At 58.1% G+C, this 16,455-nt stretch carries 16 protein-coding genes; 11 read left to right on the top strand and 5 right to left on the bottom strand.

Going from position 1 to position 16,455, the window contains the following annotated elements; genetic code table 11:
* Positions 1-211: 211 nt before the first annotated feature.
* Entirely contained in the window at positions 212-961 is a 750-nt protein-coding gene (locus MWH26_RS12400) for a superoxide dismutase (RefSeq protein WP_244696927.1), read from the bottom strand.
* A gap of 252 nt (positions 962-1,213) precedes the next feature.
* On the opposite strand from MWH26_RS12400, the gene MWH26_RS12395 reads away from it, so the two are divergent.
* Positions 1,214-2,431 (top strand): carboxypeptidase-like regulatory domain-containing protein, encoded by a 1,218-nt coding sequence (locus MWH26_RS12395; RefSeq protein ID WP_247974536.1) that lies wholly within the window; start codon positions 1,214-1,216, stop codon positions 2,429-2,431.
* An 81-nt stretch (positions 2,432-2,512) separates the two neighbouring features.
* Here MWH26_RS12395 and MWH26_RS12390 read toward each other — a convergent pair whose 3' ends face one another.
* Complete coding sequence (locus MWH26_RS12390) at positions 2,513-3,229, bottom strand: 3-ketoacyl-ACP reductase (protein ID WP_244696925.1); 717 nt, start codon at positions 3,227-3,229, stop codon at positions 2,513-2,515.
* Positions 3,230-3,654: 425 nt separating this feature from the next.
* On the opposite strand from MWH26_RS12390, the gene MWH26_RS12385 reads away from it, so the two are divergent.
* The 4 genes from MWH26_RS12385 (at position 3,655) to MWH26_RS12370 (ending at position 8,519) form a co-directional block, all read left to right on the top strand.
* Positions 3,655-4,974 carry a hypothetical protein gene (locus MWH26_RS12385; protein ID WP_247974535.1) on the top strand — a complete coding sequence of 440 codons (1,320 nt, stop codon included), beginning with the start codon at positions 3,655-3,657 and terminating at the stop codon, positions 4,972-4,974.
* A gap of 191 nt (positions 4,975-5,165) precedes the next feature.
* Positions 5,166-7,019: a DUF885 domain-containing protein gene (locus tag MWH26_RS12380; protein ID WP_247974534.1), complete on the top strand. Its 1,854-nt coding sequence runs from the start codon at positions 5,166-5,168 to the stop codon at positions 7,017-7,019.
* A gap of 94 nt (positions 7,020-7,113) precedes the next feature.
* Positions 7,114-7,620 (top strand): hypothetical protein, encoded by a 507-nt coding sequence (locus MWH26_RS12375; protein ID WP_247974533.1) that lies wholly within the window; start codon positions 7,114-7,116, stop codon positions 7,618-7,620.
* Between the two features lie 389 nt (positions 7,621-8,009).
* Positions 8,010-8,519, top strand: a complete 510-nt coding sequence (locus MWH26_RS12370) for a DUF4126 family protein (RefSeq protein WP_244696921.1) — start codon at positions 8,010-8,012, stop codon at positions 8,517-8,519.
* A gap of 125 nt (positions 8,520-8,644) precedes the next feature.
* Here the strand turns inward: MWH26_RS12370 and MWH26_RS12365 are convergent, their stop codons facing one another.
* Positions 8,645-8,965 carry a hypothetical protein gene (locus MWH26_RS12365; RefSeq protein ID WP_247974532.1) on the bottom strand — a complete coding sequence of 107 codons (321 nt, stop codon included), beginning with the start codon at positions 8,963-8,965 and terminating at the stop codon, positions 8,645-8,647.
* 105 nt (positions 8,966-9,070) lie between these two features.
* Here MWH26_RS12365 and MWH26_RS12360 point away from each other — a divergent pair, with 105 nt between their 5' ends.
* From MWH26_RS12360 to MWH26_RS12340, 5 genes are all read left to right on the top strand, one after another.
* Positions 9,071-9,838, top strand: coding sequence for a Dph6-related ATP pyrophosphatase (locus tag MWH26_RS12360; RefSeq protein WP_247974531.1), 768 nt, complete (start codon positions 9,071-9,073; stop codon positions 9,836-9,838).
* 56 nt (positions 9,839-9,894) lie between these two features.
* Complete coding sequence (locus MWH26_RS12355; RefSeq protein WP_244696918.1) at positions 9,895-10,305, top strand: thiol-disulfide oxidoreductase DCC family protein; 411 nt, start codon at positions 9,895-9,897, stop codon at positions 10,303-10,305.
* A gap of 46 nt (positions 10,306-10,351) precedes the next feature.
* Positions 10,352-11,353, top strand: coding sequence for a zinc-binding dehydrogenase (locus MWH26_RS12350; protein WP_247974530.1), 1,002 nt, complete (start codon positions 10,352-10,354; stop codon positions 11,351-11,353).
* Between the two features lie 209 nt (positions 11,354-11,562).
* Positions 11,563-12,192, top strand: coding sequence for a hypothetical protein (locus tag MWH26_RS12345; RefSeq protein ID WP_247974529.1), 630 nt, complete (start codon positions 11,563-11,565; stop codon positions 12,190-12,192).
* 143 nt (positions 12,193-12,335) lie between these two features.
* Positions 12,336-12,617: a hypothetical protein gene (locus MWH26_RS12340; RefSeq protein WP_247974528.1), complete on the top strand. Its 282-nt coding sequence runs from the start codon at positions 12,336-12,338 to the stop codon at positions 12,615-12,617.
* Between the two features lie 114 nt (positions 12,618-12,731).
* On the opposite strand, the gene MWH26_RS12335 is transcribed toward MWH26_RS12340, so the two are convergent.
* Positions 12,732-14,141: an FAD/NAD(P)-binding protein gene (locus tag MWH26_RS12335; RefSeq protein ID WP_262921951.1), complete on the bottom strand. Its 1,410-nt coding sequence runs from the start codon at positions 14,139-14,141 to the stop codon at positions 12,732-12,734.
* Positions 14,142-14,390: 249 nt separating this feature from the next.
* On the bottom strand, positions 14,391-15,356 hold the full coding sequence (rfaD, locus tag MWH26_RS12330) for an ADP-glyceromanno-heptose 6-epimerase (RefSeq protein ID WP_247974526.1): 966 nt from the start codon (positions 15,354-15,356) through the stop codon (positions 14,391-14,393).
* Positions 15,357-15,532: 176 nt separating this feature from the next.
* Between rfaD and MWH26_RS12325 the strand changes: the two genes are divergently transcribed.
* The gene (locus tag MWH26_RS12325; RefSeq protein WP_247974525.1) at positions 15,533-16,453 is read left to right on the top strand and encodes an ABC transporter substrate-binding protein; all 921 of its coding nucleotides are present in this window, start codon (positions 15,533-15,535) and stop codon (positions 16,451-16,453) included.
* The last annotated feature ends 2 nt before the right edge of the window (positions 16,454-16,455 follow it).

Genomic DNA, 16,455 nt, shown 5'->3' with positions numbered 1-16,455 from the left:
CGTTGCATGGTGACGATGACCCCAGAATCCTCGTCACTGGCTTGATGCGCCACCTGCTCGGAAAGACAGGAAAGTTGGCTTGAAACGCCAGGCCGGTTCTGCTAACGCTCCAGCTTGAACCGCCAAGCCGCGGCGCGTTTCGATGCTGAAAAGAAAAAGCGTCTCCGATGTATCGGAGGCGCTTTTTCTTTCGTGAGGCAGGAGAATTTACTTATCCTTTGCGGGCTTCGTCGAAGCGGCGGTTCACTTCGGCCCAGTTGATGACGTTCCAGAAGGCTTTCACGTAATCTGGACGTTTGTTTTGGTACTTGAGGTAGTAGGCGTGCTCCCACACATCCAGGCCCAGCAGCGGGGTGCCGCGTTGAATGCCCGAGAGGTCCATAAGAGGGTTGTCCTGGTTGGGGGTAGAAGTAACGGCTAGCTTGCCCGCCTTCTTGTCGTGAATCAGCCAGGCCCAACCTGAGCCAAAGCGGCCGGTAGCGGCCTTCGTGAATTCCTCCTGGAATTTCTCGTACGAACCGAAATCCTTGTTGATGGCCGCGGCCAGGGCTCCGGTGGGCTGCCCGCCCCCTTTGGGGTCCAGCAGCAGCCAGAAGAAGGAGTGGTTCCAGTGGCCGCCGGCGTTGTTGCGGATGGCATCGGGCTGCTTGCTGGCCGAGGCCAGCAGTTGGGCCAGGCTCAGCTTTTCTTCGGGCTTGCCGGCTACGGCCTCATTCAGCTTGGAAACGTAGGTTTTGTGGTGGGCATCGTGGTGAATCTCCATCGTCTTGGCGTCGATGTGAGGGTCCAACGCATTGAAGGCGTAGGGTAGGGCCGGTAGGGTGAAGGGGCCATCGGCTATGGGGGTGGCGCGGGCTTCGCGCAGCAGCTTTTCTTCGTGGGCCGCGGCCAAAATAGCAGGGCTCACCAAAGCACCTACTACGGTTAACAGGCCGTTTTTCAGGAAATCTCGCTTCAGCATGACAGTAGTAGAGAAGGAAAGGTGAAAGGACTGACAACCCAACGAACGTCGAAGCTGCGGTCCAAGGTACACTACTTACCCGCATTAGGGCCGGGCTGTTGCGTTTAGCGCCTACTTTTGTCGAAGCGGGCACGGTTTTGGGTCAGGCCCGCGTTATTCCGGTCGGTGTACCGTTTTCTTTTTTCGCTGCTTGCTATGCTGCCAGTTCGCTTGCCTTCTGTATTGCGCCGGTTCCTCGCGCGCCCTTCCGTTGTGTCCTTCTTCCTGCTGGCGTTTCTGCTCGGCGCGGCCCACCTAAGTCAGGCCCAGGTGCAGCTGCGCGGGGTCGTGCGCGACAAGGAAACCAAGGAAGTACTACCCTTTGCCAGCGTGGCCGTGCCTGGCACCACCAACGGCACCACTACCAACATGGAGGGTGAGTTCTTTCTGGTGGTGAAAGAGCTGCCCGCCACCCTGCTCTTTTCAGAGCTAAACCACGTCCGCGACACGGTGCGGGTATCTTCCAACGCCATTCTGGATATCATGCTGGCCCCGGCCACGGTGGTGCTGCCTGAGGTGAAGGTGGCCAGCTTCCCCTTTCAGCTCGTAGACCGGGCCTTCCGCAACCTGCAGCGCAACTACCGCCGCTCCTACTACGGCAAAGCCTTCTACCGCCAGGTTACCCGCATCGACAACGAGCCCACGGAGTTGCAGGAGGTAGTTTGGAACGTGAAATCGAACCCGGCGCGCATTGATGGCACCACCCTGGCCCAGGGCCGCTACGCCGGCCGCCCGGCCGCCATTAACCTCAGCAACTTCTCGGTGTACACCCGCAAGTTTGGCCTCTTCGATGCCCAGCAGGACAGCACCACGTCGCTGGCTTTGCTGAGCCCGAACGTGGAGAAAAACTACCTGTTGGAGCTGAAGGGCATTGTGGGGGAAGACTCGACGGGTGGGGTAGCGGAAATTTCGTTTGAAACCCGCCCCGAGGTCAAGTATCGGGCCCAAGGCACTATCTGGATTGACATTGAAACCAACCAGGTAGTGCGCTACCGCATGGTGCAGCCCAACTTCACGGGTTCCACCAACAACCCCCGGCAGAAGTTCGAAAACGCCAAGCTGACCATCGAAATGTCCTTCCACCCCGGCGGCAAAGGCAGCGTGGCGCCCTTGGAGCTGATGAAAATGGACCTGACCACGGACCTAACCGAGCCTGGCAAGAAGCCCCTGGCTCTTACCGTCTCGTCGTTTACCTTCTTCTACGACCAGTCGACCACGCCGGCCCGCTTGCCCTACGCCCGCGCCAGCCTCACCGACCGGGACCTAGACGCCATCCGGGCCAAGCCCTACGACCCCGAGTTCTGGGCCAACAACCCGGTAGTAAAGCGTACGCCCGCCGAAGATGAGGTTATTGCTGCCTTTGAAAAGCGCGGCGCTTTTGGCACCATGGTTAAGAAGCCCGCCGCCAAACCCACCAACAAGCTGCAATAGCCCGCAATACTTTCAACCACAAAAAAGGCCCGTAACAGCAGTTACGGGCCTTTTCTTTGCTGTAAGCTTCTTCTGCCCTAGTTACGGGTTGGTGCTCCACATGCCGGCTTCCTTAATGAAGATGCGGCGGTTGAGCTTGAGCTGGGAAACCACGAACTCGGCCAAGTCTTCGGGCTGCATGACTTTCTCGGGGTTGCCATCGGTGAGCTTGTTGCTGATGGCCAGTTCCGTAGCCACGGTGCTCGGCGTGAGGGCCGATACCCGGATGTTCTGCTTGCGCACTTCCTGCATCAAGGATTCAGTAAGGCCCAGAATGGCAAACTTAGAGGCACTGTAGGCGCTAGTAGTGGCGGCCCCACGCTGCCCAGCCGTGGAGGCAATGTTGATAATGTCGCCGGTTTCGCGGGCAATCATCTGGGGTAGCACGGCGCGGGTAGTGTAGTAGGTGCCCAATAGGTTCACCTGAATGATCTTCTCCCACTCGGCTGGGTCCATGTCAACCAGCTTGGCGAAGGTGCCGATGCCGGCGTTATTAATCAGGATGTCAATTGAGCCCAACTCCTGCAGGGCCTGGGCCACGGCAGCTTCCACGGCGGCGCGGTCGGCCACGTCGGCTGTTACGGCCACGGCTTTACCCCCGAATTCCGCTATTTCTTGTGCTACCTCCTGCAGCTGGCTTTCGGTGCGAGCCAGCAGGGCCACTTGTACGCCTTCCCGGGCCAGGGCCACGGCTATGGCTCGCCCAATTCCTTTGCCTGCGCCCGTTACCAGGGCCGTTTTGCCAGTGAGTACTTCCATCTGTGTGTGCTGTGTTATCAATGATGTGGCTGTATAACCGAACCAGCCCGATTCAGTTACGGCGGCTACCGGTGCAGGGTGGTCACTAGCTACTCTAGCAGCCACTAACTAGAGGGCAACACCAGGCATTGCACTAAAAAATAGTAGCTATCCTAGAAAATTTTTACGGGTCGACGTGGGATAATCACGTTTAATATTATCAAGATTTAATATAATAATAGTGAAACATCATGCTTGCTGTTAGGCTTATTTGTAAATTTGTAATAGGAATAGTTATATTATTGATATTGCTGGGTTAATCAAAATAGTTATATATGAGAAAAAGAATGTTGTTCGTGTGCTACGGATCAGGTGAATCGTAAAGTGCTGTGTTTCGTATGAATCACGGCATCAGACACCGTAGTCTGATTTGATAAGTAACGCGAATGAAAACTCCCATACTTTCTTTTGTCCTGTTTTTTGGTTCTTTCTTTGGTCTGCAGGAGCAGCTGCATGCCCAGACTACCTTTACCTCCAAGCCTGGAGGGGGTAAGTGGTCTGATCCAAACACGTGGGTAGTAACCAACGGCACTGGTGGGCGCACCGTACCAACCAACCCCACTACTACCCGGACCCACGATGAAAACAACGACGTCATCGTCATTAACTCGGCCGTAATTCTAAACCAGAACTACAGCGTAGCAGGTAGAGATGGTAAACTGACCATTACCTCCAACGGCTCTTTGGTGGAGGATGTGCCTGGCCGAACGCTGAGCTTCGGTAGCCAGGCTGGTGCCGATGAAACCCGCCTAATTACTAATGGCACCTTGCGCGTTTCGTCGCTGAGCTTTTACAAGGCCGATGCCGATATTAACGCACCCCTACAGGCCGCGTGCAGTATTACGCTAGCTAATCAGTCTACGCTCAACATCGACAGCAGCGTGGATATTGATGGAAACTTGGTGTTGCTACAGGGCAACAGCTACATCACCACCGATGCCGACAACACCGCCCAGCTGTCGATTGACGGCTGCGTAATGACCCAGGGCAATGGTAAAGGCCTGGTGAGAGACTTGTTTGATTCTGGTCTGCGCGTGTGCATCACAGGACAAAGCTCAGATTGCGGCGCGGTAGGTATCAGTGGGTTGGAGTGCAACTCCTACGCTACGGCAGAAATTACCTTGAACGGCTGCAGTACTTCCAGCCCCCTGCCCGTGCAGTTGGTAAGCTTTACGGCTCGCAGCCAGGGCAACCGGGTGCAGCTTAATTGGGCCACGGCCACTGAACTTAACGCCGCCACCTTCACGGTAGAGCGCTCCGCGGACGGCACCAGCTTCCAGCCCGTAGCTACGGTGCGGGCGGCCGGCAACAGCACCACAGCCCGCAGCTACCAATCAGCTGACGTGTCTCCACGACCTGGTACTACCTATTACCGCCTGCGCCAAACTGACTTGGATGGTACAGTAGCGTACTCCCAAGTAGTACCCGTGGAAGTTAAGGCAGGCAACGTAGCCCAGCAGGTGATGACGGTGTACGGCAACCAGTCGGCTGTAACGGTAGAGCTGGAAACGAGTGGCGTGTGCCAAGCCATCCGAATCATGGATAGCATGGGCCGGGTACTTCGCACGGAGCAGATGCCTGCCGGTCTCACCGGCGCATTTAGCCGGCAAGTAACGCTGGGGCGGCCCGTACTGGGTGGTGTCTACATCGTGCAGGCACTTACTACCCAAGGCGCCATCAGTCGCCGCGTACTGCTCACGGAGTAGTTGACATTAGGCTCCCTCAACAGAACACCGCAGGGCTCTCGGAACAGTTGTTTCAAGAGCCCTGCGGTGTTCTGTTGAAGGAGCCTACCAACTCGCGCAGAAGAAGTAGAAATGTTCTGGACCGGGAGCCATGCTTGGCATTTGGCTTCGGCTACTTACCTTCCGGCCTCACCTTTACTTTCCTTGCGTTGATGAAAAAAATTGCCCTGACCGGCCTCTTGGCCGGGGCACTGCTGGCTGGCTGCAACCCCCAACAAAAAAACGCGGCCGAAACCGGCAGTGCTACCGAAACCAACCTGGCCGACGTGAAAAACCTGCCCGAGCTGTTTACGGCCTACTGGGAAGAAAATGCCCGCCTGTTCCCCCTGGACGCCACCACCCAGGGCGACAACCGCTACAACGACCAGCTGCCCAACGACGGCACCAGGGAGTTTCGGGGCAAGCTGCAGGCCTTCTATCAGAAGTACCTCGATGGGCTCCAGAAGTTTAACCGTGAGGAGCTGTCGACCAATGATAAAATCAGCTACGATATTTTCCAGTACGACCTCGAAAACAAGCTCGAGGGCCTGAAGCTGAACACCTGGATGATACCTTTCCAGCAGTTTTGGGGTTTGCCCATCACTCTGGGCCAGTTTGGCTCGGGCGAGGGCGTGCAGCCCTTCAAAACGGCCAAAGATTACGACAACTGGCTGGGCCGGGTGCGCGGCTTCACGGTGTGGGCCGATACGGCCATCGGCAACTTCCGCCAGGGTATGAAAGCCGGCGTGGTGCTACCCCGCACCCTAGTGGATAAGATGATTCCGCAGATGCGGGCCATGGAAACCACTGACCCTACCAAGAGCCTGTTCTACGGCCCCATCAACAAGCTACCCGAAGGCCTGAGCGACGCCGACAAAACCCGCATTACGGCGGCGTACAAAAAGGCCATTCTAGAAGAGCTGGTGCCTACCTATAAAAAGCTGGGCGACTTTCTGGAAAAAGAGTATCGGCCCAAAGCCCGACTCAGCACCGGTATTTCCGCTATTCCGGGCGGCCCCGAGTTGTATAAGTACTATGTGAAGACGTGGACTACTACCGACAAAACCCCGGAGGAGATTTACCAGACGGGCCAGCGGGAAGTAGCCCGCATTCGGGGCGAGATGGAGAAAGTAAAGGCGCAGGTGGGCTTCAAAGGCGACCTGAAAGCTTTCTTCGCCTCCCTGAAATCGGACCCCAAGCTTATGCCCTACAAAACGCCGGAAGAGGTGCTGGGCGCCTTCCGGGCTATTCAGGCCAAAATGCAGCCCAACCTGAAAAAAATGTTCGGCCGCACGCCCAAAACGCCGTTCGAAATTCGGCAGACGGAAGCCTTCCGCGCGGCCTCTGCTTCCGCCGAGTACAATCAGGGCAGCCCCGACGGCTCCCGGCCGGGCATCTTCTACATCCCCATTGTTGACGCCACGAAGTTCAACGTCACCTCGGGCATGGAGTCCCTGTTCCTGCACGAAGCCATTCCGGGCCACCACTACCAGATTTCTTTGCAGCAGGAAAACACCGAGCTGCCCAAATTCCGCCGCTTTGCTTGGTACGGGGCCATGGGCGAAGGCTGGGCGCTGTACACCGAAAGTCTGGGCAAGGAGCTGGGCCTCTACCAGGACCCCTACCAGTACATGGGTGCCCTCGGCGACGAAATGCACCGCGCCGTGCGCCTAGTAGTAGATGTGGGCATGCACACCAAAAACATGACCCGCGAGCAGGCCATTGACTACATGCTGGCCAATGAGGCCATCAGCGAGGAAGGAGCCATTGCTGAAATTGAGCGCTACATGGCCATTCCGGGCCAGGCCCTGAGCTATAAGATTGGGGCCCTGAAAATCCGGGAGTTGCGCGAGAAGTACGAGAAGCAGCTCGGCGCTCATAACGACCGGCTACGGGAGAAATATGTAGGGCAGAACCGGGCCCACTTCAGCCTCAGCAATTTCCATGATGAACTGCTCAAGGATGGCGTTATGCCCCTGGCCGTGCTCGAGCGCAAAATGGATACTTGGGCCGCCAACCAGAAATAACCCCACGTTACCCCGCACTACAGAAAAGGCAACCCATTGGGTTGCCTTTCTTGTATGCCGACGTTGGAACGCTTAGGTAGTTCCGCCGCCGCCCGTGGTGCCGCCTGAAGTAGTTCCGCCACCGGTAGTAGTGCCAGTCGTGGAGCCGGTCGTGCTCGTTGTGCTACCAGTTGTGCTACCAGTCGTGCCCGTTGTACTGCCGGTAGTACCCGTCGTGCTACCTGTTGTTCCCGTCGTGGTACCAGTAGTACTGCCGGTGGTTCCAGTGGTGCTACCGGTAGTTGTGCCCGTTGTACTGGTGGTGCTGCCAGTAGTACCCGTAGTGCTACCGGTGGTGGTTCCTGTAGTGCCCGTCGTCCCAGTTGTACTGCCAGTAGTGCCTGTTGTACCTGTTGTGCTACCCGTCGTACCTGTCGTGCTACCAGTAGTTCCAGTAGTTCCAGTGGTACCCGTTGTTCCGGTTGTGCCGGTAGTACCCGTTGTGCCGGTAGTACCCGTTGTGCCGGTAGTGCCTGAAGTAGAGCCGGAGGTGGTACCGGTAGTAGTACCCGAACCCGAATCATCGTCGTCATCGCATGAGGTCAGGGCTAGGGAGCCCTAAAGCATGGAAGCAATTAGAACGGACATCCATTTGTGTTTCATAGCTGCTGAGTATTGGTGTGAGAAGAATCGGTGTAGAGATACTACGCAGATAAGAGGGGCGGATTTACTCGTAAATCGACCCGAGAAGTACGGTTTATTATCCGTGTAAAAACGTAGCAACTACCTATGGATGAGCTAAATAGATGAGCAATAACTGGCTATTAACAGACGCAATATCCGTAGCCCAATACCCTGTCCGGGGGAGCTGAAGTAACGGAGTAATAGAAGGGTAGAGCAGCTCCTGAGGAAGGCACCAGCCGCCCCAGCCGTCAATTAGCGTGACCTATTCAGCGGGGTGCCCGTTAAAGGCAGCAGGTTTCGTTGAGTTCACCCGCAATACCTTTTACTATGAGTAAGCATCTGTGGCAAACTGTGGGGCTTGGTGCCATTGCCGGCTTTCGGAGCATGACAGCGCCGGCCCTACTGAGTAGCAACCTCTTGCAATACCATCCGCAGGCTCTGGCTGGCTCCCCGCTGCGCTGGCTGCAGAAGCCCCTAGTAGCCCACGGGCTGAAAGTGCTGGCCGCCGGCGAAATGACGGCCGACAAACTACCCCAAATGCCTGACCGCATTGCCCCGATGGTTCTGCTAGGCCGAGCCGCCGCCGGCGCCTTAGTTGGCGCTACGCTCTACAAAATCAACCACGACAAACCACTAAGCGGCGCCCTAGTAGGTAGCGTAGCGGCTGTAGCGGCCAGCTACCTCAGCTTTGTGCTCCGCAAAAAAGCTACTGAAGGCTCCGGGCTGCCCGGCGGCCTGATTGGTGGTCTCGAAGATTTGTTTACCCTCGGCACCGGACTGGCCCTCACCAAAGGCACCCACGTCGGTCAGCCCGAGCCCCGGCACTGGGTGCTGTAAGCTCGGCTATCGGGCTATACCAAGCCAAAAAGCGGCTCCGAACTAGTTCGGAGCCGCTTTTTGGCTTGATTGACGAGCTGTAATCAGCCACTTCATGGGCGGGCTGCTGGAAGTATAAATCCCGCTTATTGTTCGCGGGTAGTGCTTTTAACCTCCGTATTGTCGGACGGCATGTCGCCCACGGGGGAATTAGCATTGTTGGGCTGGCCTTCCAGGGCCGCGTCCGTAGATTTTTTCTGATCCTCCGCCGAGCCAGTGCCAATGGGCGTGTAGGCCTCGTCGCCGTTGCTCACACTGTCGCGGTTAGTTTCGGCGGGACGCGCCTTTTGGTAGGTCGAGAAATCTTGGGTGGTCTGCGGGTCTTTGCCCGGTGTGTTGGAGTAGTCGCAGGAGGCGAGGGAGGACAGCAGGCCGGCGGCAAAAAACAGGGGGAAGATGCGTTTCATACTATGGTTGCAGAAAGTCTGGAGAAAAAAGAATATATGGGTAAGACGGGAAGCCGCCGGTTTCAGTTACACGGATAAGCCCGCGCCGTCGTTGTATTATTGCGCATGACCCTAGCTGCCCCGGCCCCCGCCCTGCTGAATTGGAGTGGCGGCAAAGATTCGGCCCTCGCCCTCTACCATGCCCTGCGCAATCCGAGCCTGCAGGTAACTACCCTGCTGACCAGCATAAATGCCCACTACAACCGCGTATCCATGCACGGCGTGCGGGTAGAGCTGCTCGAAGCCCAGGCCCGCCGCATAGGTCTGCCACTCACCAAATTAGAGCTGCCCGAAATGCCCGACATGGTCGAGTACGAGCAGCGTATGCGTGCCACGCTGGCACCCTTGCAGGCCCAGGGCATTCAGCACTCCATCTTCGGGGATATTTTTCTGGAAGATTTACGCCGCTACCGGGAGCAGCAGCTCGCCCAGCTGGGTATGCAGGCCGTGTTTCCGCTCTGGCAGCGCCCCACGGCCGACGTGCTGCGCGAATACTTGGACCTGGGCTTCCAGGCAGTGGTCGTGTGCGTCAATGAAAAGTTTCTGGATGCCAGCTTCTGCGGGCGCCTGCTCAACGAGGAGTTTCTGCGAGATTTGCCGGCCGGCGTTGATGCCTGCGGGGAAAACGGGGAGTACCACAGCTTTGTCTTCGACGCGCCGTACTTCAGCAGCCCTGTCCCATTCGAGCGGGGCGAACTGGTGCGCCGCACGTATCAGGCCCCGGCTAGCAGCGCCACTACCTGCCCCGGCCCCGACGGTGAGCCCACCGATTCGCCCTTTGCCACCGGCTTCTGGTACTGCGACCTGCTACCCACCGAGCCAGCTGCACTATAACAAACCGCCGGGCCACGCGGTATTCCACTACCACCTCCGGCTTAGCTCGTTTTCGTATGTCGTCTGCCCCTTCCGCCACCATCCTATTTGATGGAGTTTGTAACCTGTGCAATGGTTTTGTGCAGTTTGTCATTGAGCACGATGCCGCCGGCTATTTCCGGTTTGCTTCCCTGCAGTCGGCGGCAGGCCAGGAACTGCTCCGGGCCCACGGTCTGCAACCCCAAACGGAGCCCGACTCAGTGATTCTGGTAGAAGGCGGGCGGGCCCATACGCACTCGGCGGCCGCGCTGGGGGTGTTGCAGCGGCTGAGCGGGGGCTGGGGCGTAGTAGGTACCCTTGGCAAGTTGTTTCCCCGCTTCCTGCGCGACGCCGTGTACCGCCTTATTGCCCGCAACCGCTACCGCTGGTTTGGCCGCCAAGATGCCTGCTGGTTGCCTACCCCGGAGCTGCGGGCCCGGTTTCTGTAGCCTCCCCTGTCTGTTTGTTTTCTTTATTCACCCCTTACCCCACTGCATGCAAGCCCTCGTGCTCGAAGGAATCGGTCAGCCCGTCACGCTTCAGGAAGTTCCTACCCCACAACCCGGCCCCGGCCAAGTGCAAGTGCAGCTGCACGCTGCCGCCCTTAATCACCGCGACGTCTGGATTCAGAAGGGCCAGTATGCCGGGTTGAAATTCCCCATCATCCTCGGTTCCGATGGGGCCGGCACGGTTTCCGCCCTCGGCGAGGGAGTTGATGCCAGCTTGCTGGGCCAGTCCGTTGTGATTAATCCCGGCCAGCACTGGGGCAATAATCCCGCCGCCCAGGGCCGCGACTTTCAGATTCTGGGGCTACCGCAGGATGGCACCTTTGCCGAGTTTGTGTGCGTGGCTGCTGAGCAGGTGCAGGCCAAGCCGGCCCACCTGAGCTTTGAGCAGGCAGCGGCATTGCCCTTGGGTGGCGTTACGGCCTACCGGGCAGTGTTTACCCGGGCCGGTCTGCAGCCCGGCGAGCGGGTGCTCATTAGTGGGGTAGGGGGCGGCGTAGCACTGCTGGCCCTGCAAATGGCCGTGGCCAATGGCGCCGACGTATGGGTCACCTCGGGCTCGGAGAAGAAAATTGCCAGAGCCGTGGCCCTGGGCGCCAAAGGCGGCATCAGCTACAACGCCGAGAAGTGGCCCGCCACCCTCAGCAAGCAGGCCGGCGGCGGGTTCGACGTAATCGTGGACAGCGCCGCCGGCCCCGGCTTCAACGACCTGATTGACGCCGCCGTCCCCGGAGGGCGCCTCGTGTTTTACGGCGCTACCCAGGGCGACATTCCCGAAGTAGCAGCTCGTAAAATATTCTGGAAGCAGCTTTCCGTGCTGGGTTCCACCATGGGAACGGCCCAGGATTTTAGCGCTATGGTCCGCCTCTTTGAGCAGCACGCTATTGTGCCCGTGGTTGATGAAACCTTCCCTTTGGCTGAAGGCGAGCAGGCCCTACGCCGCATGGCTGAAGGGCTGCAGTTTGGCAAGTTGGTGCTGCAGATAAAATAGGCATAGTCAGCGTTTTACAATATCAACGGTATGTCCAGGAAAAATGAAACACTGATGAAAATGTGGCCTATGCTTTGGTTCCGGTGCGGTTGTGTACCATCTTTATGAGGTAAAGCATCCTGGTTCTACTATACTTATTGCATCTTCTCTACCGGATTTTTCGGTGGGCCAAACTTCGCTCTATCTTTTCCTCCTTATTCACTATTTCCATGTTCATACGTACCGTATGGTACCTATCAGGCTTGCTGGCTCTAGGGCTCCTGAGCAGCAGTTGTTCCTTTTTTGAGCACGGCCAAACTACCCTGGCGGGTAGTGTTGTCGATTCCGTCACGGGTCAGGGCGTGGGCCAAGCCCAAGTCGCCGTATTCGCCAACCCGCGGGGCGGATTTTATTCCACCTTTACGCAGGTCGGGAACTGGCGCGACACGGATGCACAGGGGCGCTTTGCTTTTGCCTTCGAGGCGGAGTCAGGCACTGATTATGTCATTCGAGCCTCGTCACGGCGGGGTGAGACGCCCTATCTTTCGGCCCCCTTTGTGAAAGCCGGACGCCGAAATAAAAGTCTCCGGGTGCCCGTGCTAGCCCACGCCTGGGTGGCCATACATCTACGGGACGAGGGCGTCCGCTCGGACGCGGTCAATATTAATGTTTGGGGCTTTGCGCAATCTATCACCATCCGGCCGCCGCTGGATACGCTCCTGTACTGGCCGGTGCCAGCCGGAGACAAGAACGTGGTGGGGTGGCAACTCAACGGTAGCCGCACAGTATCTGATACGCAGACGCGCATTCCGTTCACGGTTGCTGGTATGGACACGGCCCGCTTTGACATCCGGTACTAATCAGCCTTTCGCTGAGCCTTATATTTGCTGATAATCAGCGCGTTAATTTCTTGAAAAAGTAACAGAAAGCCCCGGTATTTCGGAATGAAAAACCGGGGCTTTCTGTTACTTATCCGACATCTGATACTTAGACTTGCTGCCCGATGAAAGCTCCTGCTGACTACCTGAATTGCCCGGTTTTCGAACTGACCTACCCCACTGGCGAAGCCGCTGAGTCGGTGCCGGTGGTGGCGTATGATGATGCTGTGCGGGCCATTGAAGTAGCCTTGGCCGACGCGGAGAAATACAAATATCTGCTGATGCGCGCTCTGCGCCGCCATGCCACCGATACCCAGGTTTCCTACCCCGCAATGCCCCAGTTGCCTCTCCCCGAGGAAGCCACCGACACCCCCGTTCGTCCGCTGTACCCGGACTTAGCGGCGTAAGTTTTTCTGGCAGTGTTACGCTGAACAAAACAAGGCCACTCCTACCTAGGAGTGGCCTTGTTTTGTTCAGCGTAACACTGCCAGTGGCTACTCAGGCAAGCGCTGACCCAGACACTAGCGTATCTCGGTGTTAGGTAGCAGCCGCCGGCCTAGCTCTTGGGCCAGCGCTACGGCTTGCTTGCGCAGCTCCGGTACGGCCGTCGACTCAAATGAAACAGGGCGGCGGCTTGGGCCAAGAGTGAATAGAACCGCAGAGGCGTCGCCTTGCGCCGTGAGCAAGGCGCCGTGCGCATCGGTTTGAATTCCTAAGCCAAGCTCATCCGGCACCAAGTGGCCCTCAGTGCGCAGGCCTGCTACCACGGCATCCTGTACGCGGCGGTAGTCGAGTAAAGGGCCCGTGCAGGTAATAACGTGCTGAGCTACTAGCTGGCGAGTTGGCTGCTGGGCCTTGCGCACGGTTACGGCCAATCCATCGGCGGCAGGCTCAATGGCCTGCACCCGGCCCCGCTCCAGCCGCACCAGCCCAGAGTCCAGCATTTCCTGCACGGCCGCGGCATTTTGGGGCGGGCTGCGGTGGCGCACCACTGACCATATGCCTGCCACATGCCGCAGGAAACGAGCCTGCTCCGGCCGGGGCCACGCCGCCCAAATACGGCCTAAATCTGGGCGTAGTGAATCAATAACAGCCTGCCAGCTAATGCCCTGCTGCTGGGCCCGCTGCACATGTCGCCGTATTACCCGGAGCACATCGGCTACGCGGGAGAGGCCGGCCAGTTCTGTTGCGTAGAAGCTGGGGTAACTAGCCTCCTGCTCGGCATGCGTTGCGGGCCAGCGGCCGTGGCCCGACACTACCGTTATCTGGCCCCGGTGCCCATCGGCCCGCAGGCCCAGCAGCACATCAATGGCCGTTAAGCCCGTGCCAATCAGCAGTACCGTTTCGTCAAGGCCTATGCTACGCAGGGCCCCCCGGGCCCAAGGGTTGCCGTGGTAAGTAGGGTGGTTTAGGTAGCGAAGGTCGTGGCGGGCTGGGGGCAAAGGCGGAAAGTTGCCCAGGGCCAGCACCACGTAGTCGCTGTGAATTTCGGTGCCGTTGCTGAGCTTCACCACGGCCGAGCGGCCATCTGGCAGCACCCGGATTTCCTTGGCAGCTTGGTTGTGCCACTGGCAGCGAATTCCGTTACTAGAGGGCCATTCTAGCACCTGGCTGATTAGCTGCTGCAAGTAGCGCCCGTAGTTTTGGCGGGAGCAAAAGGAAAAGTGGCAGGGCTCAGATTGGGTAACGCGGAGCCAGTTTACAAAGTGGTCGGGCTGCTCTGGGAAAGCACTCAGATATTCGCTGCGCACATTCAGCAGGTACTCCGGCCGGTGGGCCGTGTACGCCAACCCCGGACCCGGCACGGGGCGCGGCTCCACCAAGTGAACGTCACAGGCAAAAAGCTCCTGATTAGACAACCGGGCTAATTGAAGTGCCAGCATGGAGCCGGAAAAGCCGCCGCCTACAATAGTTATGCTTTTTCGTTGCACCGGCCTGCGAGAGTAAGATGAACTGGGGGCCGGAAGTTACTCTGGAAAAAATGATATTAAAATTAATTTTTACTATATAAACCTCGACATATTATCATTTCCTGCGCCAATTCAAATGGTAAGCAGCTTACACTCAAAGAATACGCCATGCCCCAAGAGTAGGAGCATGGCGTAAGAAAGGCTGCTGAGACCCTGTGTATAAAATTGGCCCGCTGCTCCCAGAGTGGCAGGAGCAAGCCAATGCTTCAGCTAGTAATACTGGCCCGGAACCAGGTAATTGCGCACGTAATCCGAAATGCCATCTTCCAGGCGGGTGAAGGGCCGGTCGTAGCCAATGCCGCGCAGCTTGCTCATGTCGGCCTGGGTGAAATACTGGTAAGTGTCGCGGATGTCCTCGGGTGTGTCGCGGAAGCGGATGTCGGCGGTACGGTCTAGGGCCGCGAAAGTGCTCAAGGTCAGGTCGAGGAAAGTGCGCGCCTCGCCGGTGCCCAGGTTGTAGATGCCGGAGTTGCGGCGGTTATGCAGCAGGAAAAAGCACACTTCCACCACGTCCTTCACGTACACAAAGTCGCGCTGCTGCTCCCCGTCGGCGTACTCCGGGTTGTGGGAGCGAAACAGGGTCATGGAGCCCGTGTCCTGAATCTGGCGGAAGGCGTGCAGAATGACCGACGCCATGCGGCCCTTGTGGTATTCGTTGGGCCCGTACACGTTAAAAAACTTCAGCCCGGCCCAGAAGAAGGGCTTGGCCGGCTGTTGCACGGCCCAGTTGTCGAAATCGTTCTTGGAGTCGCCGTAGGGGTTAAGCGGCCGCAGTAGGGGTAGCAGGGCGTCGTCATCGGAGTAGCCCAAGGTGCCCGAGCCATAGGTCGCGGCCGAGGAAGCGTACACCAGCGGCAACTGATACTTGCAACAGGCCAGCCACATTTGCTTGGAGTACTCCAGGTTAAGCACGTTGAGCACGTCGCGGTTTTGCTCAGTGGTATCGGTGCGGGCCCCCAGGTGGAAGATGAATTCTACCTGCTGGTGGTGAGTTTCCAGCCACTCAAAAAACCCCTCCCGGTCCACATACTCGCGCAGGTGCTTGCCGGTCAGGTTGGCCAGCTTGCGCTCGGAGGTGAAATTATCGACCACCACGATATCGTTAAAGTTGGCGGCATTGAGGCGGGTAACAAGACAGCTGGCAATAAAGCCGGCGGCTCCGGTAACAACAATCATAAGGCAGAGATTTAGCTCAAAAGTAGTGAGATGCAATGGAAGCGCCGTAGTGCGGCTGCCGGTGGCAGGTAGCTAACTTCAAAGCGGTGGGGCTGGTTGTAGCTGCCAACTGGCTTTGAATACGGCTCCTGCGGCAACAAAGCCGAACCCGCGAAACCTTGCGCTACCTTTGCCCCATGCTCTGCTCGCCCCGTCTAGCCGCTTCGTTGCGGCCATTTCTGCCGCTGCTCCTGCTACTTGCAGCCGCCTGCCAGCCCGATAAAGCCCCTGCCTCGGAAGCTGCCGCTCCGGCCCAACAGCTGCGCGACGACCTGGGCCGCGCCGTGGTGGTGCCGGCTCAGCCCCGCCGCATCATGGCCTTAGCCGCTTCCATGACGGAAATGCTCTACGCCGTAGCCGACACTGCTACCATCGTAGCCCGCACCCAGGTGTGCGACTACCCCGCGGCCGCCCTGCGTAAACCCGTCATTAACAGTTACCCGCTGGATTTGGAGCGGCTGGTAGCCCTCCGGCCCGATGTGGTATTCACGACCGACGGCATTACCTCCCAGGCTGATGCCCAACGCCTGCAGGAGCTAGGTATTCCGGTGTATTACCAGCATTATACCAGCGTAGAGGATATTTTTCGGGGCCTCAACGACCTGGGCCGCATCCTGGGCCGCCAGCCCCAGGCGCGCCGCCTCACCGACTCGCTGCGCACGGAGTTGGCGCGTCTGACTCCTGGCCCGACTGCCCCCTCGGCCCCCCGGGTACTGGCCATTACCTGGTCGGACCCAATTTATGTGTACGGTCAGAATACGCTGTTTACCGATAAAATAGCCATAGCCGGCGGGCAGAATGCAGTGCAAGAGAAATTTGCTCAACCCTACCCGGCGCTAACCCGCGAGTACGTGCTCAAACTCAACCCGGATATTATCATCGGGGGTACTTTCGGCAAAATGGACAGCACCTTTTTCCGGTTGTATCCGGAGCTGAAACGCATCCGAGCTTACCAAACCCGCCGCATCTACCGCGTCACCGACGACCTGATGTCGCGCCCTACCCCGCGGGTAGTGGAGGGAGTGCGGGAGTTAAAACAGGTAGTTTCGGGTTCGTAGCC

The sequence above is a fragment of the Hymenobacter sublimis genome, assembly GCF_023101345.1.
Taxonomy (GTDB): Bacteria; Bacteroidota; Bacteroidia; order Cytophagales; family Hymenobacteraceae; genus Hymenobacter; species Hymenobacter sublimis.
Note: the sequence above shows the minus strand (reverse complement) of the source record. Positions and strands in the feature narration are given on the sequence as shown.

Excerpts from the sequence above, each read along its gene's own strand:
- MWH26_RS12380 (WP_247974534.1), top strand. The coding sequence starts at position 5,166 with ATGAAAAAAATTGCCCTGACCGGCCTCTTGGCCGGGGCACTGCTGGCT.
- MWH26_RS12340 (WP_247974528.1), top strand. The coding sequence starts at position 12,336 with ATGAAAGCTCCTGCTGACTACCTGAATTGCCCGGTTTTCGAACTGACC.
- MWH26_RS12365 (WP_247974532.1), bottom strand. The coding sequence starts at position 8,965 with ATGAAACGCATCTTCCCCCTGTTTTTTGCCGCCGGCCTGCTGTCCTCC.
- MWH26_RS12325 (WP_247974525.1), top strand. The coding sequence starts at position 15,533 with ATGCTCTGCTCGCCCCGTCTAGCCGCTTCGTTGCGGCCATTTCTGCCG.
- MWH26_RS12355 (WP_244696918.1), top strand. The coding sequence starts at position 9,895 with ATGTCGTCTGCCCCTTCCGCCACCATCCTATTTGATGGAGTTTGTAAC.
- MWH26_RS12385 (WP_247974535.1), top strand. The coding sequence starts at position 3,655 with ATGAAAACTCCCATACTTTCTTTTGTCCTGTTTTTTGGTTCTTTCTTT.
- MWH26_RS12360 (WP_247974531.1), top strand. The coding sequence starts at position 9,071 with ATGACCCTAGCTGCCCCGGCCCCCGCCCTGCTGAATTGGAGTGGCGGC.
- MWH26_RS12400 (WP_244696927.1), bottom strand. The coding sequence starts at position 961 with ATGCTGAAGCGAGATTTCCTGAAAAACGGCCTGTTAACCGTAGTAGGT.
- MWH26_RS12345 (WP_247974529.1), top strand. The coding sequence starts at position 11,563 with ATGTTCATACGTACCGTATGGTACCTATCAGGCTTGCTGGCTCTAGGG.
- rfaD (WP_247974526.1), bottom strand. The coding sequence starts at position 15,356 with ATGATTGTTGTTACCGGAGCCGCCGGCTTTATTGCCAGCTGTCTTGTT.
- MWH26_RS12390 (WP_244696925.1), bottom strand. The coding sequence starts at position 3,229 with ATGGAAGTACTCACTGGCAAAACGGCCCTGGTAACGGGCGCAGGCAAA.
- MWH26_RS12350 (WP_247974530.1), top strand. The coding sequence starts at position 10,352 with ATGCAAGCCCTCGTGCTCGAAGGAATCGGTCAGCCCGTCACGCTTCAG.
- MWH26_RS12370 (WP_244696921.1), top strand. The coding sequence starts at position 8,010 with ATGAGTAAGCATCTGTGGCAAACTGTGGGGCTTGGTGCCATTGCCGGC.